19 protein-coding genes and 1 pseudogene are annotated in these 22,031 nt (G+C 62.0%); 13 read left to right on the plus strand and 7 right to left on the minus strand.

Annotated features, from left to right (window positions below):
- The first annotated feature begins 179 nt into the window (after nt 1–179).
- Entirely contained in the window at nt 180–1,499 is a 1,320-nt protein-coding gene (locus C4J85_RS21575) for an MFS transporter (RefSeq protein WP_124408055.1), read from the plus strand.
- Between the two features lie 152 nt (nt 1,500–1,651).
- Nucleotides 1,652–2,284 carry a flavin reductase family protein gene (locus C4J85_RS21580; RefSeq protein ID WP_124410675.1) on the plus strand — a complete coding sequence of 211 codons (633 nt, stop codon included), beginning with the start codon at nt 1,652–1,654 and terminating at the stop codon, nt 2,282–2,284.
- A 140-nt stretch (nt 2,285–2,424) separates the two neighbouring features.
- Here C4J85_RS21580 and C4J85_RS21585 read toward each other — a convergent pair whose 3' ends face one another.
- Both C4J85_RS21585 and C4J85_RS21590 read right to left on the minus strand, forming a co-directional pair.
- On the minus strand, nt 2,425–2,670 hold the full coding sequence (locus C4J85_RS21585; protein ID WP_124410676.1) for a hypothetical protein: 246 nt from the start codon (nt 2,668–2,670) through the stop codon (nt 2,425–2,427).
- A 43-nt stretch (nt 2,671–2,713) separates the two neighbouring features.
- Nucleotides 2,714–3,055 carry an antibiotic biosynthesis monooxygenase family protein gene (locus C4J85_RS21590; RefSeq protein ID WP_124368198.1) on the minus strand — a complete coding sequence of 114 codons (342 nt, stop codon included), beginning with the start codon at nt 3,053–3,055 and terminating at the stop codon, nt 2,714–2,716.
- 328 nt (nt 3,056–3,383) lie between these two features.
- Between C4J85_RS21590 and C4J85_RS21595 the strand changes: the two genes are divergently transcribed.
- Nucleotides 3,384–4,313, plus strand: coding sequence for an AraC family transcriptional regulator (locus tag C4J85_RS21595; protein ID WP_124368199.1), 930 nt, complete (start codon nt 3,384–3,386; stop codon nt 4,311–4,313).
- 123 nt (nt 4,314–4,436) lie between these two features.
- Here C4J85_RS21595 and C4J85_RS21600 read toward each other — a convergent pair whose 3' ends face one another.
- From C4J85_RS21600 to edd, 4 genes are read right to left on the minus strand one after another with little or no spacing between them, the layout of a single operon-like run.
- Nucleotides 4,437–5,906: an ATP-binding protein gene (locus tag C4J85_RS21600; protein WP_124368200.1), complete on the minus strand. Its 1,470-nt coding sequence runs from the start codon at nt 5,904–5,906 to the stop codon at nt 4,437–4,439.
- Complete coding sequence (locus C4J85_RS21605; protein WP_124364221.1) at nt 5,896–6,630, minus strand: response regulator; 735 nt, start codon at nt 6,628–6,630, stop codon at nt 5,896–5,898. The genes C4J85_RS21600 and C4J85_RS21605 overlap by 11 nt, the downstream gene beginning before the upstream one ends.
- A 34-nt stretch (nt 6,631–6,664) precedes the next feature.
- The gene (locus C4J85_RS21610; protein WP_124368202.1) at nt 6,665–7,621 is read right to left on the minus strand and encodes a glucokinase; all 957 of its coding nucleotides are present in this window, start codon (nt 7,619–7,621) and stop codon (nt 6,665–6,667) included.
- Nucleotides 7,618–9,444, minus strand: a complete 1,827-nt coding sequence (edd, locus tag C4J85_RS21615; RefSeq protein WP_124368203.1) for a phosphogluconate dehydratase — start codon at nt 9,442–9,444, stop codon at nt 7,618–7,620. The genes C4J85_RS21610 and edd overlap by 4 nt, the downstream gene beginning before the upstream one ends.
- 220 nt (nt 9,445–9,664) lie before the next feature.
- Between edd and gap the strand changes: the two genes are divergently transcribed.
- From gap to C4J85_RS28080, 8 genes and pseudogenes are all read left to right on the plus strand, one after another.
- A complete protein-coding gene (gap, locus tag C4J85_RS21620) occupies nt 9,665–10,666 on the plus strand; it encodes a type I glyceraldehyde-3-phosphate dehydrogenase (protein ID WP_124364224.1) in 1,002 nt (333 codons plus the stop codon).
- Between the two features lie 187 nt (nt 10,667–10,853).
- Nucleotides 10,854–11,372, plus strand: coding sequence for an RNA polymerase sigma factor (locus C4J85_RS21625; protein ID WP_124368204.1), 519 nt, complete (start codon nt 10,854–10,856; stop codon nt 11,370–11,372).
- A 75-nt stretch (nt 11,373–11,447) separates the two neighbouring features.
- Nucleotides 11,448–12,416 carry a FecR domain-containing protein gene (locus C4J85_RS21630; protein WP_124371725.1) on the plus strand — a complete coding sequence of 323 codons (969 nt, stop codon included), beginning with the start codon at nt 11,448–11,450 and terminating at the stop codon, nt 12,414–12,416.
- Nucleotides 12,417–12,532: 116 nt separating this feature from the next.
- Nucleotides 12,533–15,097 carry a TonB-dependent receptor gene (locus tag C4J85_RS21635; RefSeq protein WP_124410677.1) on the plus strand — a complete coding sequence of 855 codons (2,565 nt, stop codon included), beginning with the start codon at nt 12,533–12,535 and terminating at the stop codon, nt 15,095–15,097.
- A gap of 137 nt (nt 15,098–15,234) precedes the next feature.
- On the plus strand, nt 15,235–15,843 hold the full coding sequence (locus tag C4J85_RS21640; RefSeq protein WP_124410678.1) for a biliverdin-producing heme oxygenase: 609 nt from the start codon (nt 15,235–15,237) through the stop codon (nt 15,841–15,843).
- Between the two features lie 164 nt (nt 15,844–16,007).
- Nucleotides 16,008–16,409, plus strand: a complete 402-nt coding sequence (locus tag C4J85_RS21645; protein WP_124410679.1) for a YbaN family protein — start codon at nt 16,008–16,010, stop codon at nt 16,407–16,409.
- A gap of 274 nt (nt 16,410–16,683) precedes the next feature.
- A pseudogene (locus tag C4J85_RS28075) lies at nt 16,684–17,823 on the plus strand (HAMP domain-containing protein); the annotation flags it as partial.
- A gap of 102 nt (nt 17,824–17,925) precedes the next feature.
- Entirely contained in the window at nt 17,926–18,681 is a 756-nt protein-coding gene (locus C4J85_RS28080) for a methyl-accepting chemotaxis protein (protein ID WP_372238023.1), read from the plus strand.
- A 124-nt stretch (nt 18,682–18,805) separates the two neighbouring features.
- On the opposite strand, the gene C4J85_RS21655 is transcribed toward C4J85_RS28080, so the two are convergent.
- The gene (locus C4J85_RS21655) at nt 18,806–19,369 is read right to left on the minus strand and encodes an NAD(P)H nitroreductase (protein ID WP_124410680.1); all 564 of its coding nucleotides are present in this window, start codon (nt 19,367–19,369) and stop codon (nt 18,806–18,808) included.
- 138 nt (nt 19,370–19,507) lie between these two features.
- Between C4J85_RS21655 and C4J85_RS21660 the strand changes: the two genes are divergently transcribed.
- Both C4J85_RS21660 and C4J85_RS21665 read left to right on the plus strand, forming a co-directional pair.
- Complete coding sequence (locus C4J85_RS21660; protein WP_124410681.1) at nt 19,508–20,935, plus strand: di-heme oxidoredictase family protein; 1,428 nt, start codon at nt 19,508–19,510, stop codon at nt 20,933–20,935.
- Between the two features lie 31 nt (nt 20,936–20,966).
- The gene (locus tag C4J85_RS21665; protein ID WP_124364232.1) at nt 20,967–22,031 is read left to right on the plus strand and encodes an imelysin family protein; all 1,065 of its coding nucleotides are present in this window, start codon (nt 20,967–20,969) and stop codon (nt 22,029–22,031) included.

Below are 22,031 nucleotides of genomic sequence, written 5' to 3' on the forward strand. Positions count from 1 at the left end.
AAGCTGCCATAAGCGGATTTCCGCTCATCACTCCAAAACCATCAGCAACTTTCCGCTCAAAAAAACCTTGAAACCCTTCTATTCCGGGCCTTCCTCTACCTGGCACAGCTTCTGCTACAGCCCAAGCCAGGCAGTGCTCAGGCACGCTCCATAAAAACAACTAGATGAAGGATCCTTCAATGGATAACTCCAACACCTTGCCTCTGGGGTCGGCGGCTGCGCCGGCGAAAGCACGCACCACCAGCAGCCGGATCAGATCGATCTTCAGCGGCTCCGTCGGCAACATGGTCGAGTGGTACGACTGGTACGTCTACGCCGCGTTCTCGTTGTACTTCGCCAAAGCCTTCTTCCCCAAAGGCGACACCACCGCCCAATTGCTCAATACCGCCGCGATCTTCGCCGTGGGTTTCCTGATGCGCCCAATCGGCGGCTGGCTGATGGGCCTGTACGCCGACAAGGTCGGGCGCAAGAAAGCCCTGATGGCCTCGGTCTACCTGATGTGCTTCGGCTCACTGTTGATTGCCCTGAGCCCAGGCTATGAAATCATCGGTATCGGTGCGCCCATCCTGCTGGTGTTTGCCCGCCTGCTGCAGGGGCTGTCGGTCGGTGGCGAATACGGCACCTCCGCCACTTACCTCAGCGAGATGGCGACCAAGGAGCGTCGTGGTTTCTATTCCAGCTTCCAGTACGTCACCCTGATCTCGGGCCAGCTCATCGCCCTGGCGGTGCTGATCGTGCTGCAGCAAGTGCTGACCACCGAGCAACTGTATGCCTGGGGCTGGCGCATCCCGTTCGCCATCGGCGCGCTGTGCGCAGTGGTTGCGCTGTACCTGCGGCGCGGCATGGAAGAAACCGAGTCGTTCACCAAGAAGGAAAAAGCCAAGGAAAGCGCGATGCGCACCTTGATGCGCCACCCCAAGGAACTGCTCACCGTGGTCGGCCTGACCATGGGCGGCACCCTGGCGTTCTACACCTACACCACCTACATGCAGAAATACCTGGTGAACACCGTCGGCATGAGCATCTCCGACTCCACCACCATCTCGGCGGCGACGCTGTTCCTGTTCATGTGCCTGCAACCCCTGGTGGGCGGCCTGTCGGACAAGATTGGCCGTCGGCCGATCCTGATCGCCTTCGGCATCCTCGGCACTCTGTTCACGGTGCCGATCCTCACCACCCTGCACACCATCCAGAGCTGGTGGGGCGCGTTCTTCCTGATCATGGCGGCGCTGATCATCGTCAGCGGCTATACCTCGATCAACGCAGTGGTAAAAGCCGAGCTGTTCCCGACCGAAATCCGCGCCCTGGGCGTAGGCCTGCCGTATGCCCTCACCGTGTCGATCTTCGGCGGCACCGCTGAATACATCGCGCTGTGGTTCAAGAGCATCGGCATGGAAACCGGCTATTACTGGTATGTGACTGCGTGTATCGCGGTGTCGTTGGTGGTCTATGTGACCATGAAGGACACACGCAAACACTCGCGCATCACCACCGACTAACTGGATGATGAGATAAAACCTGTGGGAGGGGGCTTGCTCCCGATGGCGGTGGGTCAATCAATATATTACTGACTGACACCCTGCTATCGGGAGCAAGCCCCCTCCCACATTGGGTATGATGTTTGCCCCGAAACCGAGAGCAGAACTGGCCCATGTCCGACGATATCCACTTCTACGAACCCGCCAACGGCCACGGCCTGCCCCATGACCCGTTCAATGCCATCGTCGGCCCACGCCCGATCGGCTGGATCTCATCCCACGACCGCGAGGGCCGCCTGAACCTGGCGCCCTACAGCTTCTTCAATGCGTTCAACTACATTCCGCCGATCATTGGATTTTCCAGCGTGGGGCGCAAAGACAGCCTGAACAATATCGAGCAGACCGGCGAGTTTGTGTGGAACCTGGCGACCCGCCCACTGGCCGAGCAGATGAACCAGAGTTGCGCGGCCGTTTCGCCGGACGTGAATGAATTCGAGTTGTCTGGCCTGACGCCGGTGTCGTCGAAAGTCGTCGGCGTACCGCGGGTGGGCGAGAGCCCGGTGTCGTTCGAATGCAAGGTGACGCAGATTATCCAGCTGCAACGCGCCGACCAGCAGTTGGTACCCAGTTGGCTGGTGCTGGGCGAAGTGGTCGCGGTGCACATCGCCAAATGGCTGCTCAAGGACGGGATCTACGACACCGCCGCCGCCGAGCCGATTTTGCGCGGTGGCGGCCCGGCGGATTATTTCCAGCTGGGGCCGGAGGCGCTGTTCAGGATGTACCGCCCAGGCGCCACCAAAGCCTGACTAACATACAGTCAAACTGTGGGAGGGGCGGTGCGACGATTCGACTTGCTCCCGATTGCGGTGTGTCGGTCAACTAATGTGTAGCTGATACACCGCTATCGGGAGCAAGCCCCCTCCCACATTTGGATCGTCGGTGGTCTTTAGTTGGAGGCAGTTGCCCAGGCGAGTTGACCGTCTGCGTCCACGTCGACCAAGTGTTCAAGCTGCACCGCCGCCGCATCATCGGCGTCGGAAGCCGTCTTGAACGTCTGCCCATCGAGAATCTTGTGAAAACGCGGTGCGCCCATGCCGTCCAGTGCCTTGACGGCGACGGCGGCGCTGTAGCCGCCCTCTCCCGGTACTACGGCGGAAACGGCTTCGTGGCGGGCAAATTGTTTACGTGCCATGTTTGAACGTCCTGGCCAATGAAAAGTCGGCCATTCTAACGTTCTAGCCGGCCAGTTGCAGGTACTCGCCGTAGGCTTTGACGGCGGATGCATCGGTGAAGGTCTGGAAGTCCATGCTGCGCACGACCATGTCGTTCAGCAACTCGGTGAAGATCATCAGGGCCGGGGAATTGAAGTAGGCGCTCATCGCCTGCTCGCTGCTCCAGAAGCCCGAGATCAGCCATACATCGGGGTCGGTCTGGGAATGCTGCACGGTAAATTGCAGGCAACCCTGGGCCTGTCGGCCCGGTTCGATCAAACTGCTCAAGCGTGCACCGAGTTCGGTGCTGTACCCGGTACGGGCACGGACAAAGGCCATATGGCTCGCGGGAATGGGGGTGGACATGTTCGACTCTCCCGTTGAGAAGTGATGCTCGGCAAGCACTGTGAGGGCGTGTTGCCACAGGATCAAAGATAGCGGCGCCGGTGTGGGCACGGTTAGTCAATTCCTGCAGGCTTATTGCACAATCCTGCGAGAAGCGTAGGCAGGACGTTCCAGCGCTGGATTTATTCCAGCCCCGAACGGCATATTTCAGGGAGATGACAGCCTCCTTGCTTGCCTGATTCACGCTAAGCCGCAGGATCAGGCAAGGATTGTGCAGAATCGACGTAACACTTTTTGAATACCCACCACTAAGCTGAGCACCATTCAACCAGTGTGTAGAGGACGCCCCATGTCGTCGCCCGACCTCAAGTCCATGCCCCTCGATGCCGAGATGGAAAAGCAGCGTGCCGAACTGGCCAGCATCGTGCACCGCCATACCTGGGAAGATGGCTCCTACGGCACGGCGATCACTTCGCTGTACCTGAACCGCCACAACACGCCGCGCGATTTCATGCCGGTGCTGGTGGAGCCGGCGCTGTGCATCCTCGCCAGTGGCAGCAAGGAAGTGCGCCTGGCCGACGAAATCTTTGCCTACGACCCGCTCAATTACTTAGTCTTCTCGGTGGCCATGCCGGTGTCCGGGCGGATCATCGACGCCACCCCCGAAGACCCCAACCTGTCGGTGCGCATCAATATCGACCCGGCCCAGCTCACTGCACTGATCGCCGAAGCCGGCCCGATGGGTGTGCCGTCGCGTCCGACTTCCCGAGGCATGTACGTCGACCGCATCGACCATCAGTTGCTTGATGCCGTGCTACGCCTGACCCGCCTGCTGGATACGCCCAAAGATATCGCGATGCTCGCCCCGCTGATCAACCGCGAAATTCTCTACCGCTTGTTGCGCGGGCCCCAAGGCTATCGCCTGTATGAGATTGCCGTGGCCAACAGCCAGAGCCACCGGGTGAGCCAGGCGATCAAGTGGTTGAACGGCAACTACGAACAGCCGCTGCGAATCGATGACCTGGCGCGGGAAGTGAACCTGAGCGTCTCGACCCTGCACCACCGTTTCAAGGCGATCACCGCCATGAGCCCGTTGCAATACCAGAAACAACTGCGCTTGCAGGAAGCTCGGCGGCTGATGATTGCCGAAGGGCTGGAGGCCTCGGCGGCGGGGTATCGGGTGGGATATGAAAGCCCGTCGCAGTTCAGCCGGGAGTACAGCCGGTTGTTTGGCGCGCCGCCTTTGCGGGACCTGGCCCGGTTACGCCAAAGCATCTGATGCAATGAAGATCAAAATGTGGGAGGGGGCTTGCTCCCGATGGCGGTGTATCAGCTACACATCAGCTGACTGACACACTGCTATCGGGAGCAAGCCCCCTCCCACATTGGGTCCTGCGTATGTTCAGTCGAGGCCGCGGGGCAGCTGGAGGGTCACCCGCAATCCACCCTCGCGCAAATTCTGCAAACTCACCTCACCGCCATGGCTATGGGCGATATTGCGTGCAATCCCCAACCCCAGCCCATAGCCCTGCTGCTGCCCGGCCAGGCGAAAGTGCGGTTCGAACACCTGCTCCAACCGCTGCTCCGGCACGCCGGGGCCTTCGTCGTCCACATGCAGGACGAACTCGGCGCCATCGTCCTCGATGTGCAAATGCGCGTTCTGCCCGTATTTCAGCGCATTGTCGATCAGGTTGCCGATGCAGCGCTTGAGCGCCAGCGGCTTGCCCGGATAGGTGGTCAGGGCCTGCCCATGCTGGGTCACTCGCCCATTGCCGTTGGGCGCAAGGTAGGGTTCCACCAGGCATTCGAGCACGTGGTTGAGGTCCACCGGCTGGATGTTCTCGTGAATATCCGTGTCTTTCACACATTGCAACGCGCCTTTGACCAGCAATTCCAGCTCATCCAGGTCGCGGCCGAATTTGGCTTGCAGGTTTTCGTCTTCGAGCAATTCCACGCGCAGGCGCAGGCGTGTGATGGGTGTGCGCAAGTCATGGGAAATCGCGCTGAACAACTGGCTGCGCTCAGTCAGGTAACGGCTGATACGCTCACGCATGGCGTTGAACGCACGGCCGACTTCCACCACTTCACTGCCGCCGCCTTCGGCCACCGGCTCAACATCCGCCCCCAGGGACATGTCCCGCGCCGCCCGCGCCAGGCGCTTGAGCGGGCGGCTCTGCCAATGCACCAGCAGGCCGATGAACAGCAGCAGGAAACCGCTGGTCAATACGATAAACCACACTTGCTGGGCCGGCAGGCCTTGTTCTTCAAGGCTGGTGTAGGGTTCTGGCAGCAGCGAGGCGATGTACAACCATTCACCGGGAGCGAGCTGGATCTGGGTGACCAGCACCGGCGGGTTGACCGGCTCCAGGGTCAACGCGTAGTGAGCCCAGGAGCGCGGCAGTTCGTCGAGCTTAAGCCCGGCATTGAAAATGCGCAGGTCTTCGGCGCTGACGAATTCCACCGAAATATGTACATCGGCGCCGAGGGTCTGGCGCAGCACGTCGTCCACGGCTACCAGCACCGCCTGCTTGCGCGGGGTTTCGGGCAATACCTGCATGTCCAGCGGGCGATCGTTGAGGGTCACCACAAAACGCGTGCCGCCCATGCTGCGCAACTGGTCGAGCACCAGCGGGCGATAGGCCACTGGTAATGAACGGAAGTAACTCACGCTGGCGGTCATCGAATGCGCCAGGCTACGGGCAGCCGTCACCAGGCCTTCGAGCTGGGTAGCGCGCAGTTGCGACACCCAGATCACGCTGGATAACGCCTGGGCAAACAGCACCGCCAACAGGGTCAGCAGTAACATCCGCCCCAGCAGCGAACGCGGTACCGGGATCCGCCGGCGTAGTTCACGCAGGCGTTCAGTGGGCATTGCCGGCAACCACGCTGGCTGCCAGTTGATAGCCGCTGCCGCGCACGGTGCGGATCAGCCGGGGTGGTTTTTCGGTATCGCGCAGGCGTTGGCGCAGACGGCTGACGGCCATGTCGACGATGCGGTCCAGCGGCATCAGGTCGCGGCCCCGGGTGGCGTTGCCGATGGTGTCGCGGTCGAGGATCTGTTGCGGATGGTCGAGAAACAACTTGAGCAAGGCAAAGTCGGCGCCGGAGAGGATCACCTCTTCGCCGTCCACATGAAACAGGCGATGGCTGATCATATCCAGGCGCCACTCATCGAACACCAACACCTCGCCGCCACTGCTGCGCTCCTGGCCGAACTGGCAGCGCCGCAGCAGCGCCTTGATCCGCGCCTGCAGCTCGCGGGGGCTGAACGGCTTGCCGATATAGTCATCGGCGCCCAGTTCCAGGCCGATCACGCGGTCGGCTTCGTCGGAACTGGCGGTGAGCATGATGATCGGCACCTGCGCCTGGCGCGGGTGCTGGCGGATCCAGCGGCAAAGACTGAAACCGTCTTCATCGGGCAACATCACGTCCAGGATGACCAGGTCGCACGGCGCCTCGTTCATCGCCTGGCGGAACCCCGCGCCATCGGCCACGCCACGGACCTGGAAGCCGGCGCGACTGAGGTAGGTTTGCAGCAATTCGCGGATTTCCTGGTCGTCGTCGACGAGGAGAATCGATTTACTGATTACGCTCACGGGGTCCTCCTTGTTGTTATGAGGCCGTCACAGCCTAAGCAAATGCCTGCTCAAGCGCCACACCCGCACCGGTCAACCCGGAATACGGCGCGGTCACCAGCCACACCGGGATGCCCTTGAAGTAGTCACTCATGCAGCCTTTGTCGGCAAAGCTCCTGGCGAAACCGCTGCGGATAAAGAAGTCGGCAAACCTCGGTATCACCCCGCCCACGATATACACACCGCCACGCCCGCCCGTGGTCAGCACATTGTTGCCGGCCACTCGGCCCAGCCAGATGCAGAACTGGTCGAGCACTTCCAGCGCCACCGGATCGCCCGCCAGGCCCGCCGCCGTGATGGCCTCGGGCGTGTGCAGCACCGGGGTGTGCCCGTCCACCGCACAAATCGCCCGGTACAGGCGCGGCAAACCGCCACCGCTCAACGCGGTTTCAGCGCTGACGTGGCCGATCTCGCTGTAGATGTGTTGCCACAACTGGGTTTCACGCGGGCTGCTCAGGGGCAGGTCGACATGGCCACCCTCCCCCGGCAACGCCGCCCAACGGCCTGCGCCGAGGTCAAGCAAGGTACCGACGCCCAGGCCGGTGCCCGGGCCGATCACCACGGCCGGGCGCAACGGCTCCGGGGTACCTTCGCACACCACGCGAAATTCATCGGGCTGCAAGCGGGTCATGCCCAGGGCCATGGCCGAGAAATCGTTGACCAGCAGCAATTCGTCTACCTGCAACGCCTGGCAGAAAGCCGTCTTGCTCAAGCGCCAGTGATTGTTGGTGAACTTGAATTCATCGCCGCTCACCGGGCCGGCCACCGACAGGCACACCGCGCCAATGTCACCCAGCGCCAGGCCTACCTCCCTGAGATAGACCTTGATGGCCTCCTCAGGGCTTGCGTGATCCACCGTGGCCTGCACGCGGATCGAATGCAGTGCCTGATCCCGCCACAACGCAAAACGGGCGTTGGTACCCCCGATGTCACCGACCAGCGCTAACTTCACTTAAGCGTCTCCAAGGCACAGGTAAAGGCGCTGGCGCCTTGCTCTGCGGAGCTTGCGGCCAAGCGCATGAATGCAAACAACTCGCGACCGGCGCCCACGTTATTGCCCAGCAGGCCCGTGGCCGGCGTGCGCGCGGCAAATTCTTCGGCGTCCACCTTAAGCTCCAGGGTGCCGGTAACGCCATCGACGCGAATGATATCGCCATCCTGGACCCGCGCCAGCGGCCCGCCGCTCTGGGCTTCGGGGTTGACGTGGATCGCGGCGGGAATCTTACCCGAGGCGCCGGACATACGCCCGTCTGTCACCAGGGCGACTTTGAACCCACGGTCCTGCAACACGCCAAGGAACGGCGTCATTTTGTGCAATTCGGGCATGCCGTTGGAGCGCGGGCCCTGGAAGCGCATCACCGCGACAAAGTCTTTTTCCAGCTGGCCCGCCTTGAAGGCGTCGGCCAGGTCCTGTTGATCCTGGAACACCACCGCCGGCGCTTCGACCACTTGGTGCTCCGGCGCTACTGCCGAGACTTTCATCACGCCACGGCCGAGGTTGCCTTCCATCACCCGCAGGCCGCCTTCGGGCGAAAACGCACGGGCCACGGGGCGCAGGATGGTTTCATCGAGGCTTTCGATGGGGCCGTCGCGCCAGATCAGTTCGCCGTCGACCAGGAACGGTTCCTGGGTGTAACGGCTCAAGCCCCTGCCCGCCACGGTGTTGACGTCTTCGTGCAGCAGGCCGGCTTCGAGCAGTTCGCGGATCAGGAACGACATGCCGCCCGCCGCCTGGAAGTGGTTGATGTCAGCCTTGCCGTTCGGGTACACGTGCGACAGGGTCGGCACCACTTCGGAGAGGTCGGCCATGTCCTGCCAGGTCAGGATGATGCCCGCCGACATGGCGATGGCCGGCATGTGCAGGGTGTGGTTGGTGGACCCGCCCGTGGCGTTGAGGGCGACGATGGAGTTGACGAGTGACTTCTCGTCGACGATCTCGCCGATCGGCGTGAAATTACCGTTGGCCTTGGTCAGGCGTGTGACCTGGTGCGCGGCCTCGCGGGTGAGTGCATCGCGCAGCGGCGTATACGGGTTGACGAACGAGGCGCCCGGCAGGTGCAAGCCCATCACTTCCATCAACAGTTGGTTGGTGTTGGCGGTGCCATAAAAGGTGCAGGTGCCGGGGCTGTGGTAGGACTTCATTTCCGATTCCAGCAGCTCTTCGCGGGTGGCCTTGCCTTCGGCGTAGCGCTGGCGCACATCGGCTTTCTGCTTGTTGGAGATGCCCGACGGCATCGGCCCGCCGGGCACGAAGATCATCGGCAGGTGGCCGTAGCGCAGCGCGCCCATCATCAGGCCGGGGACGATCTTGTCGCAGATGCCCAGCATTAATGCTGCGTCGAACATGTTATGGGACAGCGCGACCGCCGTGGACATGGCGATCACTTCACGGCTGAGCAGGCTCAGCTCCATACCCGGCTCGCCTTGGGTCACGCCATCGCACATGGCGGGCGTGCCGCCGGCGAACTGGCCGACCGAGCCGACTTCGCGCAGGGCTTTCTTGATTTGTTCAGGGAAATGTTCGTACGGCTGATGCGCCGAGAGCATGTCGTTATACGAAGAAACAATTGCCACATTGGCGGCATTCATCATGCGCAGGCTGTTTTTGTCTTCGGTGCCGCAACCGGCCACGCCGTGGGCGAAGTTGGCGCACTGCAGCTTGCCGCGCATCGGACCGTCGCTGGCTGCGCCGCGAATGAGCGCAAGGTAAGCCTCGCGGGTGGCGCGGCTGCGGGCGATAAGCCGTTCGGTGACCTCAAGGACGCGGGGATGCATGTATAGAACTCCAGGCTAACGGATGTGGCGACCTGAGTGTCTATGCTGATCAAACGCCCGCAGCGCATGGATGGCAGGCAGTCGTTTGGATCATCGGACCAGTTGATTCAGGTCACTCGTTGTAGATTGAACAAAATATTGCCACTAAAAAGGCTTGTTTTCTATTTTTATGCGAATAATCTTGTAATTCTTACAACAAATCGACGATAGGCACTTTCCAATGACTCTACGTATCGCAATCAACGGTTTTGGCCGTATCGGCCGTAATGTTCTGCGCGCACTGTATACCCAAGGCTACCGCCAGGATTTGCAGATCGTCGCCATCAATGATCTGGGCGACAGCTCGATCAATGCCCACCTGCTCAAATATGACACCGTGCATGGCACATTCGAAGCAGAGGTCGCCCACGATCAGGAAAGCCTGACCGTCAATGGCGACCGGATCGCCGTGAGTGCCATTCGCAACCCGGCCGACCTGCCGTGGGCCGCGCACAAGATTGACGTGGTGTTCGAATGCACCGGCCTGTTCACCGATCGTGACAAGGCCGCCGCCCATATTAGCGCCGGTGCGCGCAAGGTGATCATCTCTGCCCCGGCCAAGGGCGCGGATGCGACCGTGGTCTACGGCGTAAACCATGACATTTTGCGTCAATCGCACCAGATCATCTCCAACGCGTCGTGCACCACCAACTGCCTGGCGCCGGTGGCCCAAGTGCTGCACCGCGAACTGGGCATCGAAAGCGGCCTGATGACCACGATTCACGCCTACACCAACGACCAGAACCTCACCGACGTCTACCACACCGACCCGTACCGCGCGCGTTCGGCCACCCAGAACATGATCCCGAGCAAGACCGGCGCCGCTGAAGCCGTCGGCCTGGTATTGCCGGAACTGGCGGGCAAGCTGACCGGCATGGCCGTGCGCGTGCCGGTGATCAACGTGTCGCTGGTGGACCTCACCGTGCAGCTGAAAAAAGAAGCCACGGCCGATGAAGTCAACGCGCTGTTGAAGCACGCCAGCCAGCACTCGAAAATCCTCGGCTACAACACCCTGCCGCTGGTTTCCAGTGACTTCAACCATAACCCGCTGTCATCGATCTTCGATGCCAATCACACCAAGGTGAGCGGCAAGTTGCTTAAAGTGCTGGCCTGGTATGACAACGAGTGGGGTTTCTCGAACCGGATGCTGGATAACTGCCTGGCGCTGTGTAACGCTGAATAACACGACCTGCTCGTTCCCACGCTCTGCGTGGGAATGCAACGCCGGACGCTCTGCGTCCCGCTCCGGAGGTCGTGACGCGGAGCGTCACAGGATGAATTCCCACGCAAAGCGTGGGAACGATCAAGCCACTTGCCATTTGAGTTGATGATAAGCATTATCATTAACTGCAAATCGGTCTGGTATCACTGTGAGCCAATCTCGCTTCAACCACGTCTTTCTCACCCAACGGGTGATTCTGCTGCGCACGCTGCAACGCATGGTGAATAACCACAGCACCGCCGAGGACCTGTTGCAGGAAACCTACCTGCGCGTGACCCGGGCCCTGAGTGAGCGGCCGATCGACCACCTTGAACCCTTCGTCTACCAGACCGCGCGCAACCTGGCGCTGGATCATTTGCGTTCGCGCAGGATCCAGGCCCGCACCCTGCAGGAAGATGTACCGCTGGATATCCTGCAAAGCGTTGCCGCCCCGATCAGCACACCCGAAGACGCGACCCAGGCCGAGCAATTGCTCGAGCACCTGAGCGTCAGCCTGGGCCAGTTGAGTGCTCGCCAGCAGCGGATCTTCATCCTCAGCCGCCTGCACGGTTGCAGCTACCAGGAAATCGCCGATCAGTTGCAGGTGTCCTTGAGCACCGTACAAAAGGAACTGAAGTTGATCATGGCCATCTGTGTAGGTGTGGCCGAACGGCTGGATCAGCCTTAAGCTTCACGCCGACAGAGGTGTCGATCCAGGCTGTAGGAAAAATGAATAGAACGTGGCGAAGACCCGAGGAACACCGTGACGGACCCGAATAAACTGCGCCCCCACGAGCTGGCTCACGAGGTGCTGCAAGACACGGCCATGGACCAAGCCCTCGATTGGCTGATCGCCTTGCAGTGCGCGCAACCCGGCCAGCAAGCTGCGTTCCAAGCCTGGCTGGCCGAGGACCCCGCGCACGCCCACGCCTTCAGCAAAGCCCAGGCCGCCTGGGGTGCCGCGCCCGTACACAGCGCCGCCGTGGCCCTGGCCGCACCACGCAAACCGAGCGCCTGGCGCCGGATCAAACCGCATTGGAAACCCCTGGCCACCGCCGCCGTGCTGCTGCTCGGCCTGTTCAGCTTCAGCAACCTGCCGGTACGCCTGCAGGCCGACCACCTCACCGTGGTCGGTGAACGCCAGCGCCTGCAACTGGACGAGGGCGCCAACGTATTGCTGAACACCAATTCGGCGTTTTCCAGCCGCATCAAGGACCACCAGCGCATTGCCCGCCTCTACCAGGGCGAAGCGTTTTTCGACATCGCCCCCAGCCGTGGCCTGCCGCTGGAAATCGACGCCGGCCCGGTGCGCGCCAGCGTGCGTGACACCGCGTTTGCCGTGCGCTATCTCGACGGCGAAGCCCAGGTGCAAGTGCAGCGCGGCGATGTCGACCTGAGCAACACCGTCGACGACGCCCGGGTGCGCCTGAGTGCCGGTGAAAGTATCCGCATCGGTCCCAAAGGCTTTGGTCAGCCGGCCAAGCTGGACGCCGGCAAGGACCTGGCCTGGGTCCAGGGCCGACTGGTGTTCGAAAACTGCCCGATGGGCGAAGTGCTGGCGGAGCTGCGTCGCTATTACCCGGGCTGGATCGTCAACACCAACGACAGGCTCGCCAGTGTCGCCGTCACCGGTAACTATCGACTCGACCAACCGCTGGACGTGGTGCGTTCCCTGGCCCACATCACCTCGGCCAAACTGTCGGAATACCCGGCGCTGGTGATCTTGAACTAAATGAGAATTATTTTTACTCGATGCTGACCGGCAATACGTCTCGTTATAGCCAATGCAACTGATTCCTATTTGGTTCGGTTCGCAACTATAAGATTCGTATCTCCGGAGCGCTCTCGATGTCCTCTCGTTTCAACCGCCGGTCTTGTTCGCCCGTCCTTTCTCTGCTGACCGCCGCCATACTGATGGCCGGCGTGCCGGCAATGGCCGCCACTGCCGCCGAACCCGCACCGCGCAGCCAAGGCACCTACACCTTCAGCATCGAACAGCAGCCCCTGGTGTCGGCGCTGAACGCTTTCACCGGCGTGACCGGCTGGCAAGTCGGCCTGCCGGCTGAGTTGGGCCAGGGTGTGTCGTCCCCTGGCGTGCGTGGGGCGTTGTCGCCGGAGAAGGCGCTGGAACGGCTGTTGGTGGGGACCAACCTGAGCTATCGCAAGCTGGGCAACAACAACATCGTCCTGGAGAAACGTGCCGCCGGCGGCGCCCTCAACCTGCAGCAGGTGACCATCAGCGCCACCCGTACCGAGCAGGATGTGGACAGCGTACCGAGCATGGTCAGCGTGCACGACCGCCAGGAACTGGACCGTCAGAACGTCAACACCACCCGCGAACTGGTGCGTTACGAACCGGGCGTGTCGGTGGGCGGCGCCGGCACGCGCTCGGGCAATGCCGGCTACAACATTCGCGGTATCGACGGCGACCGCATTCTTACCCAGGTCGACGGCGTGGAAGTGCCCGACAACTTCTTCAACGGCCCCTACGCCAAGACCCGGCGCAACTACGTCGACCCGGAAATCGTCAAGCGCGTGGAGATCCTGCGCGGGCCGGCCTCGGCCCTGTACGGCAGCAGCGCCATTGGCGGCGCGGTGAGCTATTTCACCCTCGACCCGGATGACATCATCCAGCCCGGGCAGGACGTCGGCGCCCGCCTGAAGACCGGCTACAGCTCCGCCGACGAAAGCTGGCTGACGTCCGCCACCGTAGCCGGCCGTGTGCAGGACGTCGACGGTTTGCTGCACCTGAGCCAGCGCAACGGTCACGAAACCGAGTCCTATGATGGCAACAACGCCACCGGCCTGGCCCGCACCGGCGCCAACCCCGAAGACGCGCGCACTACCAACGTGCTGGCCAAACTGGGTTGGAATTATGGCGACGATAACCGCCTGGGCCTGACGTACGAGAAGTACAAGGATGATCGCGACATCAACCTGAAGAACGCGGTGGGCGGCCCGTTCATTGGTGGGCGCGGCTTCAACCTTTACCGTGACCGTCGCGGCAACGACACCATTACCCGTGAACGTTTCGGCCTGGAAAACAGCTTCGCCCTCGACTCGACGATGGCCGACCGCATCAAGACCAGCCTCAACTACCAGATCGCCAAGACCGACCAGACCACCGCTGAAATCTATCAGTCGGGCCGTCGTGTACTGCGCACCCGCGACACCCTGTACGAAGAAAAGCAGTGGGTCTTCGATGCGCAGCTGGACAAGGCCTTCAGCCTTGGCGACACCGAGCACCAGGTGACCTACGGCACCACCCTCAAGCAGCAGAAAGTCACCGGTTCGCGTGAAGGCAGCGCCACCTGCCTGGCGGTCGGCAGCGGCTGCACCGCCATCGGCGCGCCCAGCCCGTCGGCCGGCGACAGCGTGAAGAAATCCAGCGATTTCCCCGACCCGACCATCAACACCTATTCGCTGTTCGCCCAGGACCAGATCAGCTGGAATAAATGGACCTTCCTGCCCGCCGTACGCTACGACTACACCCGGCTCAAGCCCAAGCTGACCGAGGAATTCCTCAGCACCGTGAACCCCACCGGTGAATATGCGGTCGACGGCAAGGACAAAACCTGGCACCGCGTCACGCCCAAGTTCGGCCTGACCTATGCCCTGACCGATCAATACACCTGGTTCGGCCAATACGCCGAAGGTTTCCGCACACCGTCCGCCAAAGCGCTGTACGGCCGCTTCGAAAACCTCAACCTGGGCTACACCGTGGAGCCCAACCCCGACCTCAAGCCGGAAACCAGCAAGGGCATCGAAACCGGGCTTCGCGGCAAGTTCGACGAGGGCTCGTTTGAAATCGCGGTGTTCTATAACAAATACCGCGACTTCATCGACGAAGACAACGCGGTGGTCGGCGGCACCGTCGAGCAGTTCCAGGCGGTGAATATCAAACGCGCCACCATCAAGAGCGCCGAAGCCAAGGGCCGCCTGAACCTGGACGCCTTCGGTGCGCCGCAGGGCCTCTATACCCAGGGAGCGGTGTCCTACGCCCATGGCCGCAACGACGACAACGGCCAGCCGCTCAACAGCGTCAGCCCGCTCAAGGGCGTCTTCGGCCTGGGCTACGATCAGGACAGCTACGGCGGCCTGCTGAGCTGGACCCTGGTAAAAAAACAGAATCGCGTCGACAGCAGCACCTTCCACGCCCCGGACGGCGATACCAGCGGCCCGTTCAAGACGCCGGGCTTCGGCATTCTCGACCTGAGCGCTTACTACAAAGTCTCCCACGACGTGACCATCAACGGCGGCGTCTACAACCTCACCGACAAGAAGTACTGGAACTGGGACGACGTGCGCAGCTACGACAGCGTCGGCGAAGCCGCGGTGACCGGCCCGGCCAACCTTGATCGCCTGACCCAGCCGGGCCGCAACTTCGCGATCAATGTGATCTGGGACATCTGACGCCACCCGCTGCATCTCGCCGCGATGATCGAGCGGCGAGGTGCGGAATTTTTACTGTGCTGCGTCTTCCTGTTCGTCTAGTTGATAACCGCTCTCTTCAGAGCCAGAAAGGCGCTCCCCCTCTCAAGGACTTTTTCATGACCGCTTCTCCTACCGCAGAACGTCCAAGCCTGCGCTCCCAGCGCCTGAACCAGATCACCCACGCGCCACACACCAGGCTCGATGCGTTGGTAAAGGCCCACGCGCCATTTGCAACCCAGGCCAACTTCGCCCGCTTCGTGGTGGCGCAGTACCTGTTCCAATCGGAGTTGGTGGCGCTGTACAACGATGCCGAGCTGAACCGGATCATCCCCAACCTGGCCGAACGCTGCCGCGCAGACGCCGCCAGACTCGACCTGGGCGACCTCGACACCGACGTGCCGGCCCCGGTTGCCGGGGCGGTGAACAACCCGAGTGTGGCCCAAGCCCTGGGCTGGCTGTTCGTCTCCGAAGGCTCCAAACTGGGTGCTGCCTTCCTGATCAAACGGGCCGTGGGCCTGGGCCTGAGCGAAACCTTCGGCGCGCGTCACTTGGGCGAGCCGGCGGGCGGCCGCGCCGAAGGCTGGAAAAGCTTCACTCGCACCCTCGATGCAATGCAATTGAGCGTCGAGGAAGAAGCCGCCATGGATAAAGGCGCCATCGATGCGTTTGTGCGCTTCACCGTCTTGCTGGAACAGGCGTACGCTAGCGCCCCTGAACTGGCCTGATCTTGAATTGAAATGCAATCAACTGTGGGAGGGGGCTTGCTCCCGATGGCGGCGTATCAGTCGACGCATTCAGTGACTGACACGCCCTCATCGGGAGCAAGCCCCCTCCCACACTTCGACCCTATTTCAAGCTGATTTCTTGTGACCTCCTGATTGCACACACCATGACCGGCAAAACCCAATCCACCTCGAAAATCGCGCAGATCCTCTACGGCCTGCTGGCCTACGTCAGCCTGGGGATCGGCTTGGTGGCGATTGTCATACCGGGTTTGCCCACCACCGAATTCATCCTGCTTGCCGCCTGGGCCGCGACCAAAAGCTCGCCACGCCTCAGCGCATGGCTGGAAAACCACCGTCTGTTCGGGCCGATCCTGTTCAATTGGCGCAATGGCAAGATCATCGCGCGCCGGGCCAAAGTCAGCGCCACCGTCAGCATGGTTCTGTGCGCCGCCCTGATGCTGGTGATGCTCGATCACGGCTGGCCGATCTACCTGGCAATCGCCGGCATGAGCTTGGGCAACCTGTGGATCTGGTCGCGCCCCGAGCAGCTTGCACGGCGCGTATAACGCTGCGTGTAGGGGTTTTCCTACCGCTCATCGCCTGTTATTCATGAATTGATTTGTGACGCCGATGTTTCAGACATGGCGCCGAATGGACTTGGCTCTGCGCATCTCAACAAGTCCATTTGTGAGTGAACCTATGTTCGACACCCTCTCCATCCGCTTGAAAATCGTGCTGCTGTCCGGCCTCTGCCTGTTAGGGGTGATCGCACTGGTGGTTGGCATCAATATCTACAACACCAACCAGAACGATCAGTTGGTCAGTGACTCAAGCTCACGAATGCTGACTGCCAGCGTAGAACAACTGCTGCAAGCCAAGGCGGCCGAACAGGCCGTGCAGTTGCAGAAAACCTTCAACGAAAACCTGCTGGTGGTCACCGCCCTCGCCGATCAAGTCAAAGACCTGCGCACCCTAGGGGCCAAGCGTTCGCTGGACGCGGGTGCCCTGCGCGAAGACATCAACCAGAGCGTAAAAACCGCTTTTGAGCGTAACACCAAGGTGCTGGGCATCTGGCTGTCGTTCGAACCCAACGGACTGGATGGCAAGGACAGCGAGTTCATCGACGACAAAGCGCGCGTTTCCAACGAAAAAGGCCGCTTCTCCAGCTACTGGAGCCGGGCCGGCGGCGACAGCCTGAACACGATCATGGTTGAAGATGACCTGACGAAAACCAGCCTCAACCTCAGCGGCACGCCCTACAACATTTGGTACACCTGCCCACGGGACACTCGGACTACGTGCCTGTTGGACCCGTACGAAGACACGGTGGCCGGCAAACCCGTGCTGATGACCACCATCTCCCTGCCCTTGATCGTGGATGGCAAGGTTATCGGCGTCGTCGGTGTCGATATCGCCCTCAACGCCCTGCAAGCGGTCACCGACGCGGCGCAGAAAGACTTATTCAACGGCGCGGCGCACTTGGAGGTGCTGTCCAGCACCGGCCTGATCGCGGCCTACAGCGGTGAACCGGCCAGAGTGGGCAAGAACCTGATCGACACGCTTGGCGCCGAAGGCAAGGAGATCGTGCAGCTGCTCGCCAACGACCGCCCCATGATCCGCGAGCAGGACGAGACCATTCGCGCCGTGTACCCCGTCAAGCCGATTCCCGACGCCAAATCCTGGGGCGTGGTGATCAAACTGCCCAAAGCGGTGATGCTGGCCGATAACGTAAAGCTGCAAGCTGTGCTTGATGAGGCACAGGCCACAGGCACCCTCAAGGCCTTGCTGGTAGCGGCTGCCGCCGCCCTGGTGGGCCTGCTGCTGATCTGGCTGACGGCCACCGGCGTGACCCGCCCGATCAACAGCGTGGCGGCCATGCTCAAAGACATCGCTAGCGGCGACGGCGACCTCACCCAGCGCCTGGCCTACAGCAAAAAAGACGAACTGGGCGAGCTGGTGAACTGGTTCAACCGCTTCCTCGACAAGCTGCAACCGACCATCGCGCAGATCAAACAAAGCATCACCGAAGCGCGCGGCACTGCCGACCAGTCCTCGGCCATTGCGCGCCAGACCAGCGAAGGCATGCAGGTGCAATTTCGCGAAATCGACCAGGTGGCCACCGCGTCCAATGAGATGAGCGCCACCGCCCATGACGTCGCCAACAGCGCCTCCAACGCCGCCAGCGCGGCACGCGGCGCGGATCAGTCGGCCCGCGAAGGCATGTCGATCATCGAACAAAGTACCCGTGATATCACCACGCTTGCTGAAGAAGTCAGCAAGGCCGTCGGCGAAGTCGAAGCGTTGGCCGTCAACAGCGAACAGATCGGTTCAGTCCTGGAAGTGATCCGCAGCATCGCCGAACAGACCAACCTGCTGGCGTTGAACGCGGCGATCGAAGCGGCGCGCGCCGGGGAAAGCGGACGTGGTTTTGCGGTGGTGGCCGATGAGGTGCGTAACCTGGCCAAGCGCACCCAGGATTCGGTCGAGGAAATTCGCCTAGTGATCGAACGCATCCAGAGCGGCACCCGTGGCGTGGTGGCGACCATGCATTCGAGCCAGCACCAGGCCCAAAGCAATGCCGGGCAGATCCACCAAGCCGTGCAGGCCCTGGGCAAAATCAGCGACGCGGTGACGGTGATCAGCGACATGAACCTGCAAATCGCCAGCGCCGCCGAACAGCAAAGCGCGGTGGCAGAAGAGGTCAATCGCAACGTCTCCGCGATCCGCACCGTCACCGAAACCCTCACCGGCCAGGCCACCGAATCGGCAGCCATCAGCAGCCAGCTCAATGCTTTGGCCAGCCAGCAAATGAAGTTGATGGATCAGTTCAAGGTTTAAATAACACCACACCTCACTGTGGGAGGGGGCTTGCTCCCGATAGCGGTGTGTCAGTGACAGATAAGTCGGCTGACACTCTGCTATCGGGAGCAAGCCCCCTCCCACACTGGTATCACCTTTTTCCTTACAGGCCGCTCCAGGCTTGGACGAACGCGGTCAGGTCTTCCTTCGGCGCGGTGCGCGGCGGGTTCTGGGGGGTGCCCAGGTAGAGGAAGCCAATCACTTCCTCGCCGGGTACCAGCCCCAGGCCTTTGGCGACGTGGGCCGAGTAGGACAACTCACCCGTGCGCCACACGGCACCAATCCCCTGGGAATACGCCGCCAGCAGAATGCCGTGGGCCGCGCAGGCGGCTGCCAGCAGTTGTTCGGATTTGGGCACCTTGAAGTGCTCCTGCAGACGGGCAATCACCACCACTACCAGCGGCGCGCGCAACGGGCCGTTCTGGGCTTTGTCGATGGCGGCTTGCGGGGCGTCGGCATCCTGCAAGCGCGCAGCTTCGGCGAGCAGCGTGCCCATCCGCTCGCGGGCCGTGCCTTCCACGGTGAGAAAGCGCCACGGGCGCAGTTGGCCGTGGTCGGGCGCGCGCATGGCGGCGGCGAACAGCACGTCGCGCTGCTCCTGGGTCGGTGCCGGTTCCAGCAGACGCGGCACGGAAACACGGTTGAGCAAAGCGTCGAGAGCCTGCATTGGCCACCTCCAGAAAAAATGTGCGCTCATTCTAGCGGAATGAAACGGGATGCCACCAAACGATAATTGCTCTTATTCAAACTGCCCCGCCCTGTTAGACTTTGCCCCCACATTTTCCGCCTTCGTTCAGGAAACTCGATGTTCCGTTCGTTACTTCACCTGTGCGCAGCGTTGATGGCCCTGGGCCTGACCGCCTGCGACGACGCCCCGCAGTTTACCCAGGCCGAGCCGGGTGAAGCGCGCGCTGGCGGTGCTACCACGGTGAACAAGCGCGACCAGAACGCGTTTTCCCTGCCCTCGGCCAACCTGGCGCCCACCCGCCGCCTGGACTTCAGCGTCGGCAACAGTTTCTTTCGCAGCCCCTGGGTGATCGCGCCCTCGACCACCACCGCACGTGACGGCCTGGGCCCGCTGTTCAATACCAACGCGTGCCAGAACTGCCATATCAAGGACGGCCGGGGCCACCCGCCGCTGGCCGATGCGCCCAATGCCGTATCGATGCTGGTCCGCTTATCTATCCCGGATGCAGCACCTTACGCCAAACTCATCGAACAGCTCGGCGTAGTGCCCGAGCCGGTGTACGGTGGGCAACTGCAGGACATGGCCGTGCCCGGCGTGGCGCCGGAAGGCAAGGTGCGGGTCGATTACACACCGGTCAACGTTCAGTTCAAGGACGGTACGGTGGTCGAGTTACGCAAGCCCGACCTGCAGATCACCCAGCTCGGCTACGGCCCGATGCACCCCGACACGCGTTTCTCTGCACGCATCGCCCCGCCGATGATCGGCCTGGGCCTGCTCGAGGCCATCAGCGACGCCGATATCCTGCGCAACACCGATCCGAAAACCGCTGACCGTGAGGCCATCGTCGGCCGGGCGAATCGGGTGTGGGATGACGCCGCGCAAAAAACCGTGCTGGGGCGATTTGGCTGGAAAGCCGGGCAACCCAACCTCAATCAACAAAATGTTCACGCGTTTTCTGGTGATATGGGCCTCACCACCTCCCTGAGACCCTTCGATGACTGCACCGACGCCCAAGTCGCCTGCAAACAGGCACCCAACGGCAACGGCCCCGAAGGCGAGCCGGAAGTCAGCGACAACATCCTGCGCCTGGTGCTGTTCTATACGCGTAACCTCGCCGTGCCGGTGCGCCGCGACGTCAACGCGCCCCAGGTGCTGGCCGGTAAAAACCTGTTCTACCAAGCCGGCTGCCAGGGCTGTCATAAGCCGACGTTCACCACGGCCGCCAACGCCGCCGAACCTGAGCTGGCCAATCAAGTGATCCGCCCCTACAGCGACTTGCTGCTGCACGACATGGGCGAAGGGCTTGCCGACAACCGTACCGAATTCAAGGCCGGTGGCCGCGACTGGCGTACCCCGCCGTTGTGGGGCATCGGCCTGACGCAAACCGTGAGTGGTCACACCCAGTTCCTGCATGACGGCCGCGCCCGCAACCTGCTCGAAGCCGTGCTCTGGCATGGCGGGCAAGCGCAAGCAGCGCAGCAGCATGTGTTGTCGTTCAACGCCGAGCAGCGCGCCGCGTTGCTGGCGTTCCTGAATTCTCTATAAGCTTTGCCCCAATTACAGAAGGGAGCTCGACATGTTCCGTCCCAAGTTGTTGTTCACCAGCCTGGCCGCCCTTGCCCTCGGCGCCTGCTCGCCCCAGGACCCGCAAGCGGTGACCTCGGCAGCCATCGCCAAGCAAGTCATCCTGCCCACTTACAGCCGCTGGGTTGAAGCCGACCGCCAACTGGCCGTCAGCGCCCTGGCCTACTGCCAGGGCAAGGAAAGCCTTGACACCGCCCGTGCCGACTTCCTCCACGCGCAAAAAGCCTGGGCCGAGCTGCAACCGCTGCTGATCGGCCCGCTGGCTGAAGGCAACCGCGCATGGCAAGTGCAGTTCTGGCCGGACAAGAAAAACCTGGTGGGTCGCCAGGTCGAACAATTGGTCGCCAGCCAGCCACAGATCGACGGCGCCGCCCTCGCCAAATCCAGCGTGGTGGTGCAAGGCCTGTCGGCCTACGAATATATCCTCTACGACGCCAAGCCTGACGTCGCCGACGAAGCCCAGAAAGCCCGTTATTGCCCGCTGCTGATGGCCATCGGCGAACGCCAGAAAGCCCTGGCCGAAGAGATCCTGGCCAGTTGGAACAGCACCGACGGCATGCTGGCGCAGATGAGCAAGTTTCCGAACCAGCGCTACGCCGATTCCCACGAAGCGATTGCCGACCTGCTGCGTGTGCAAGTGACCGCCCTGGATACCCTGAAGAAAAAACTCGGCACGCCGATGGGCCGCCAGACCAAGGGCATCCCGCAACCGTTCCAGGCCGATGCGTGGCGCAGCCAGTCGTCCCTGCAGAGCCTGGAAGCCAGCCTCGCGGCGGCCCAGACCGTATGGGTAGGCGTCGACAACAAAGGCCTGCGCGGCCTGTTGCCGGCCGATCAGAAAGCCCTGGCCGACAAGATCGACGCCGCGTATGCCGCGTCACTGAAACTGTTCGCCAGCAACCAGCGCTCCCTCAACGAACTGTTGAACGATGACGCCGGGCGCCAGCAGCTCAACGATCTCTATGACAGCCTCAACGTGGTCCATCGCCTGCATGAAGGCGAGTTGGCCAAGGCGCTGGGCATCCAACTGGGCTTCAACGCCAACGACGGTGACTGA

It is taken from the genome of Pseudomonas sp. R4-34-07 (genome assembly GCF_003852375.1).
Lineage (GTDB): Bacteria > Pseudomonadota > Gammaproteobacteria > Pseudomonadales > Pseudomonadaceae > Aquipseudomonas.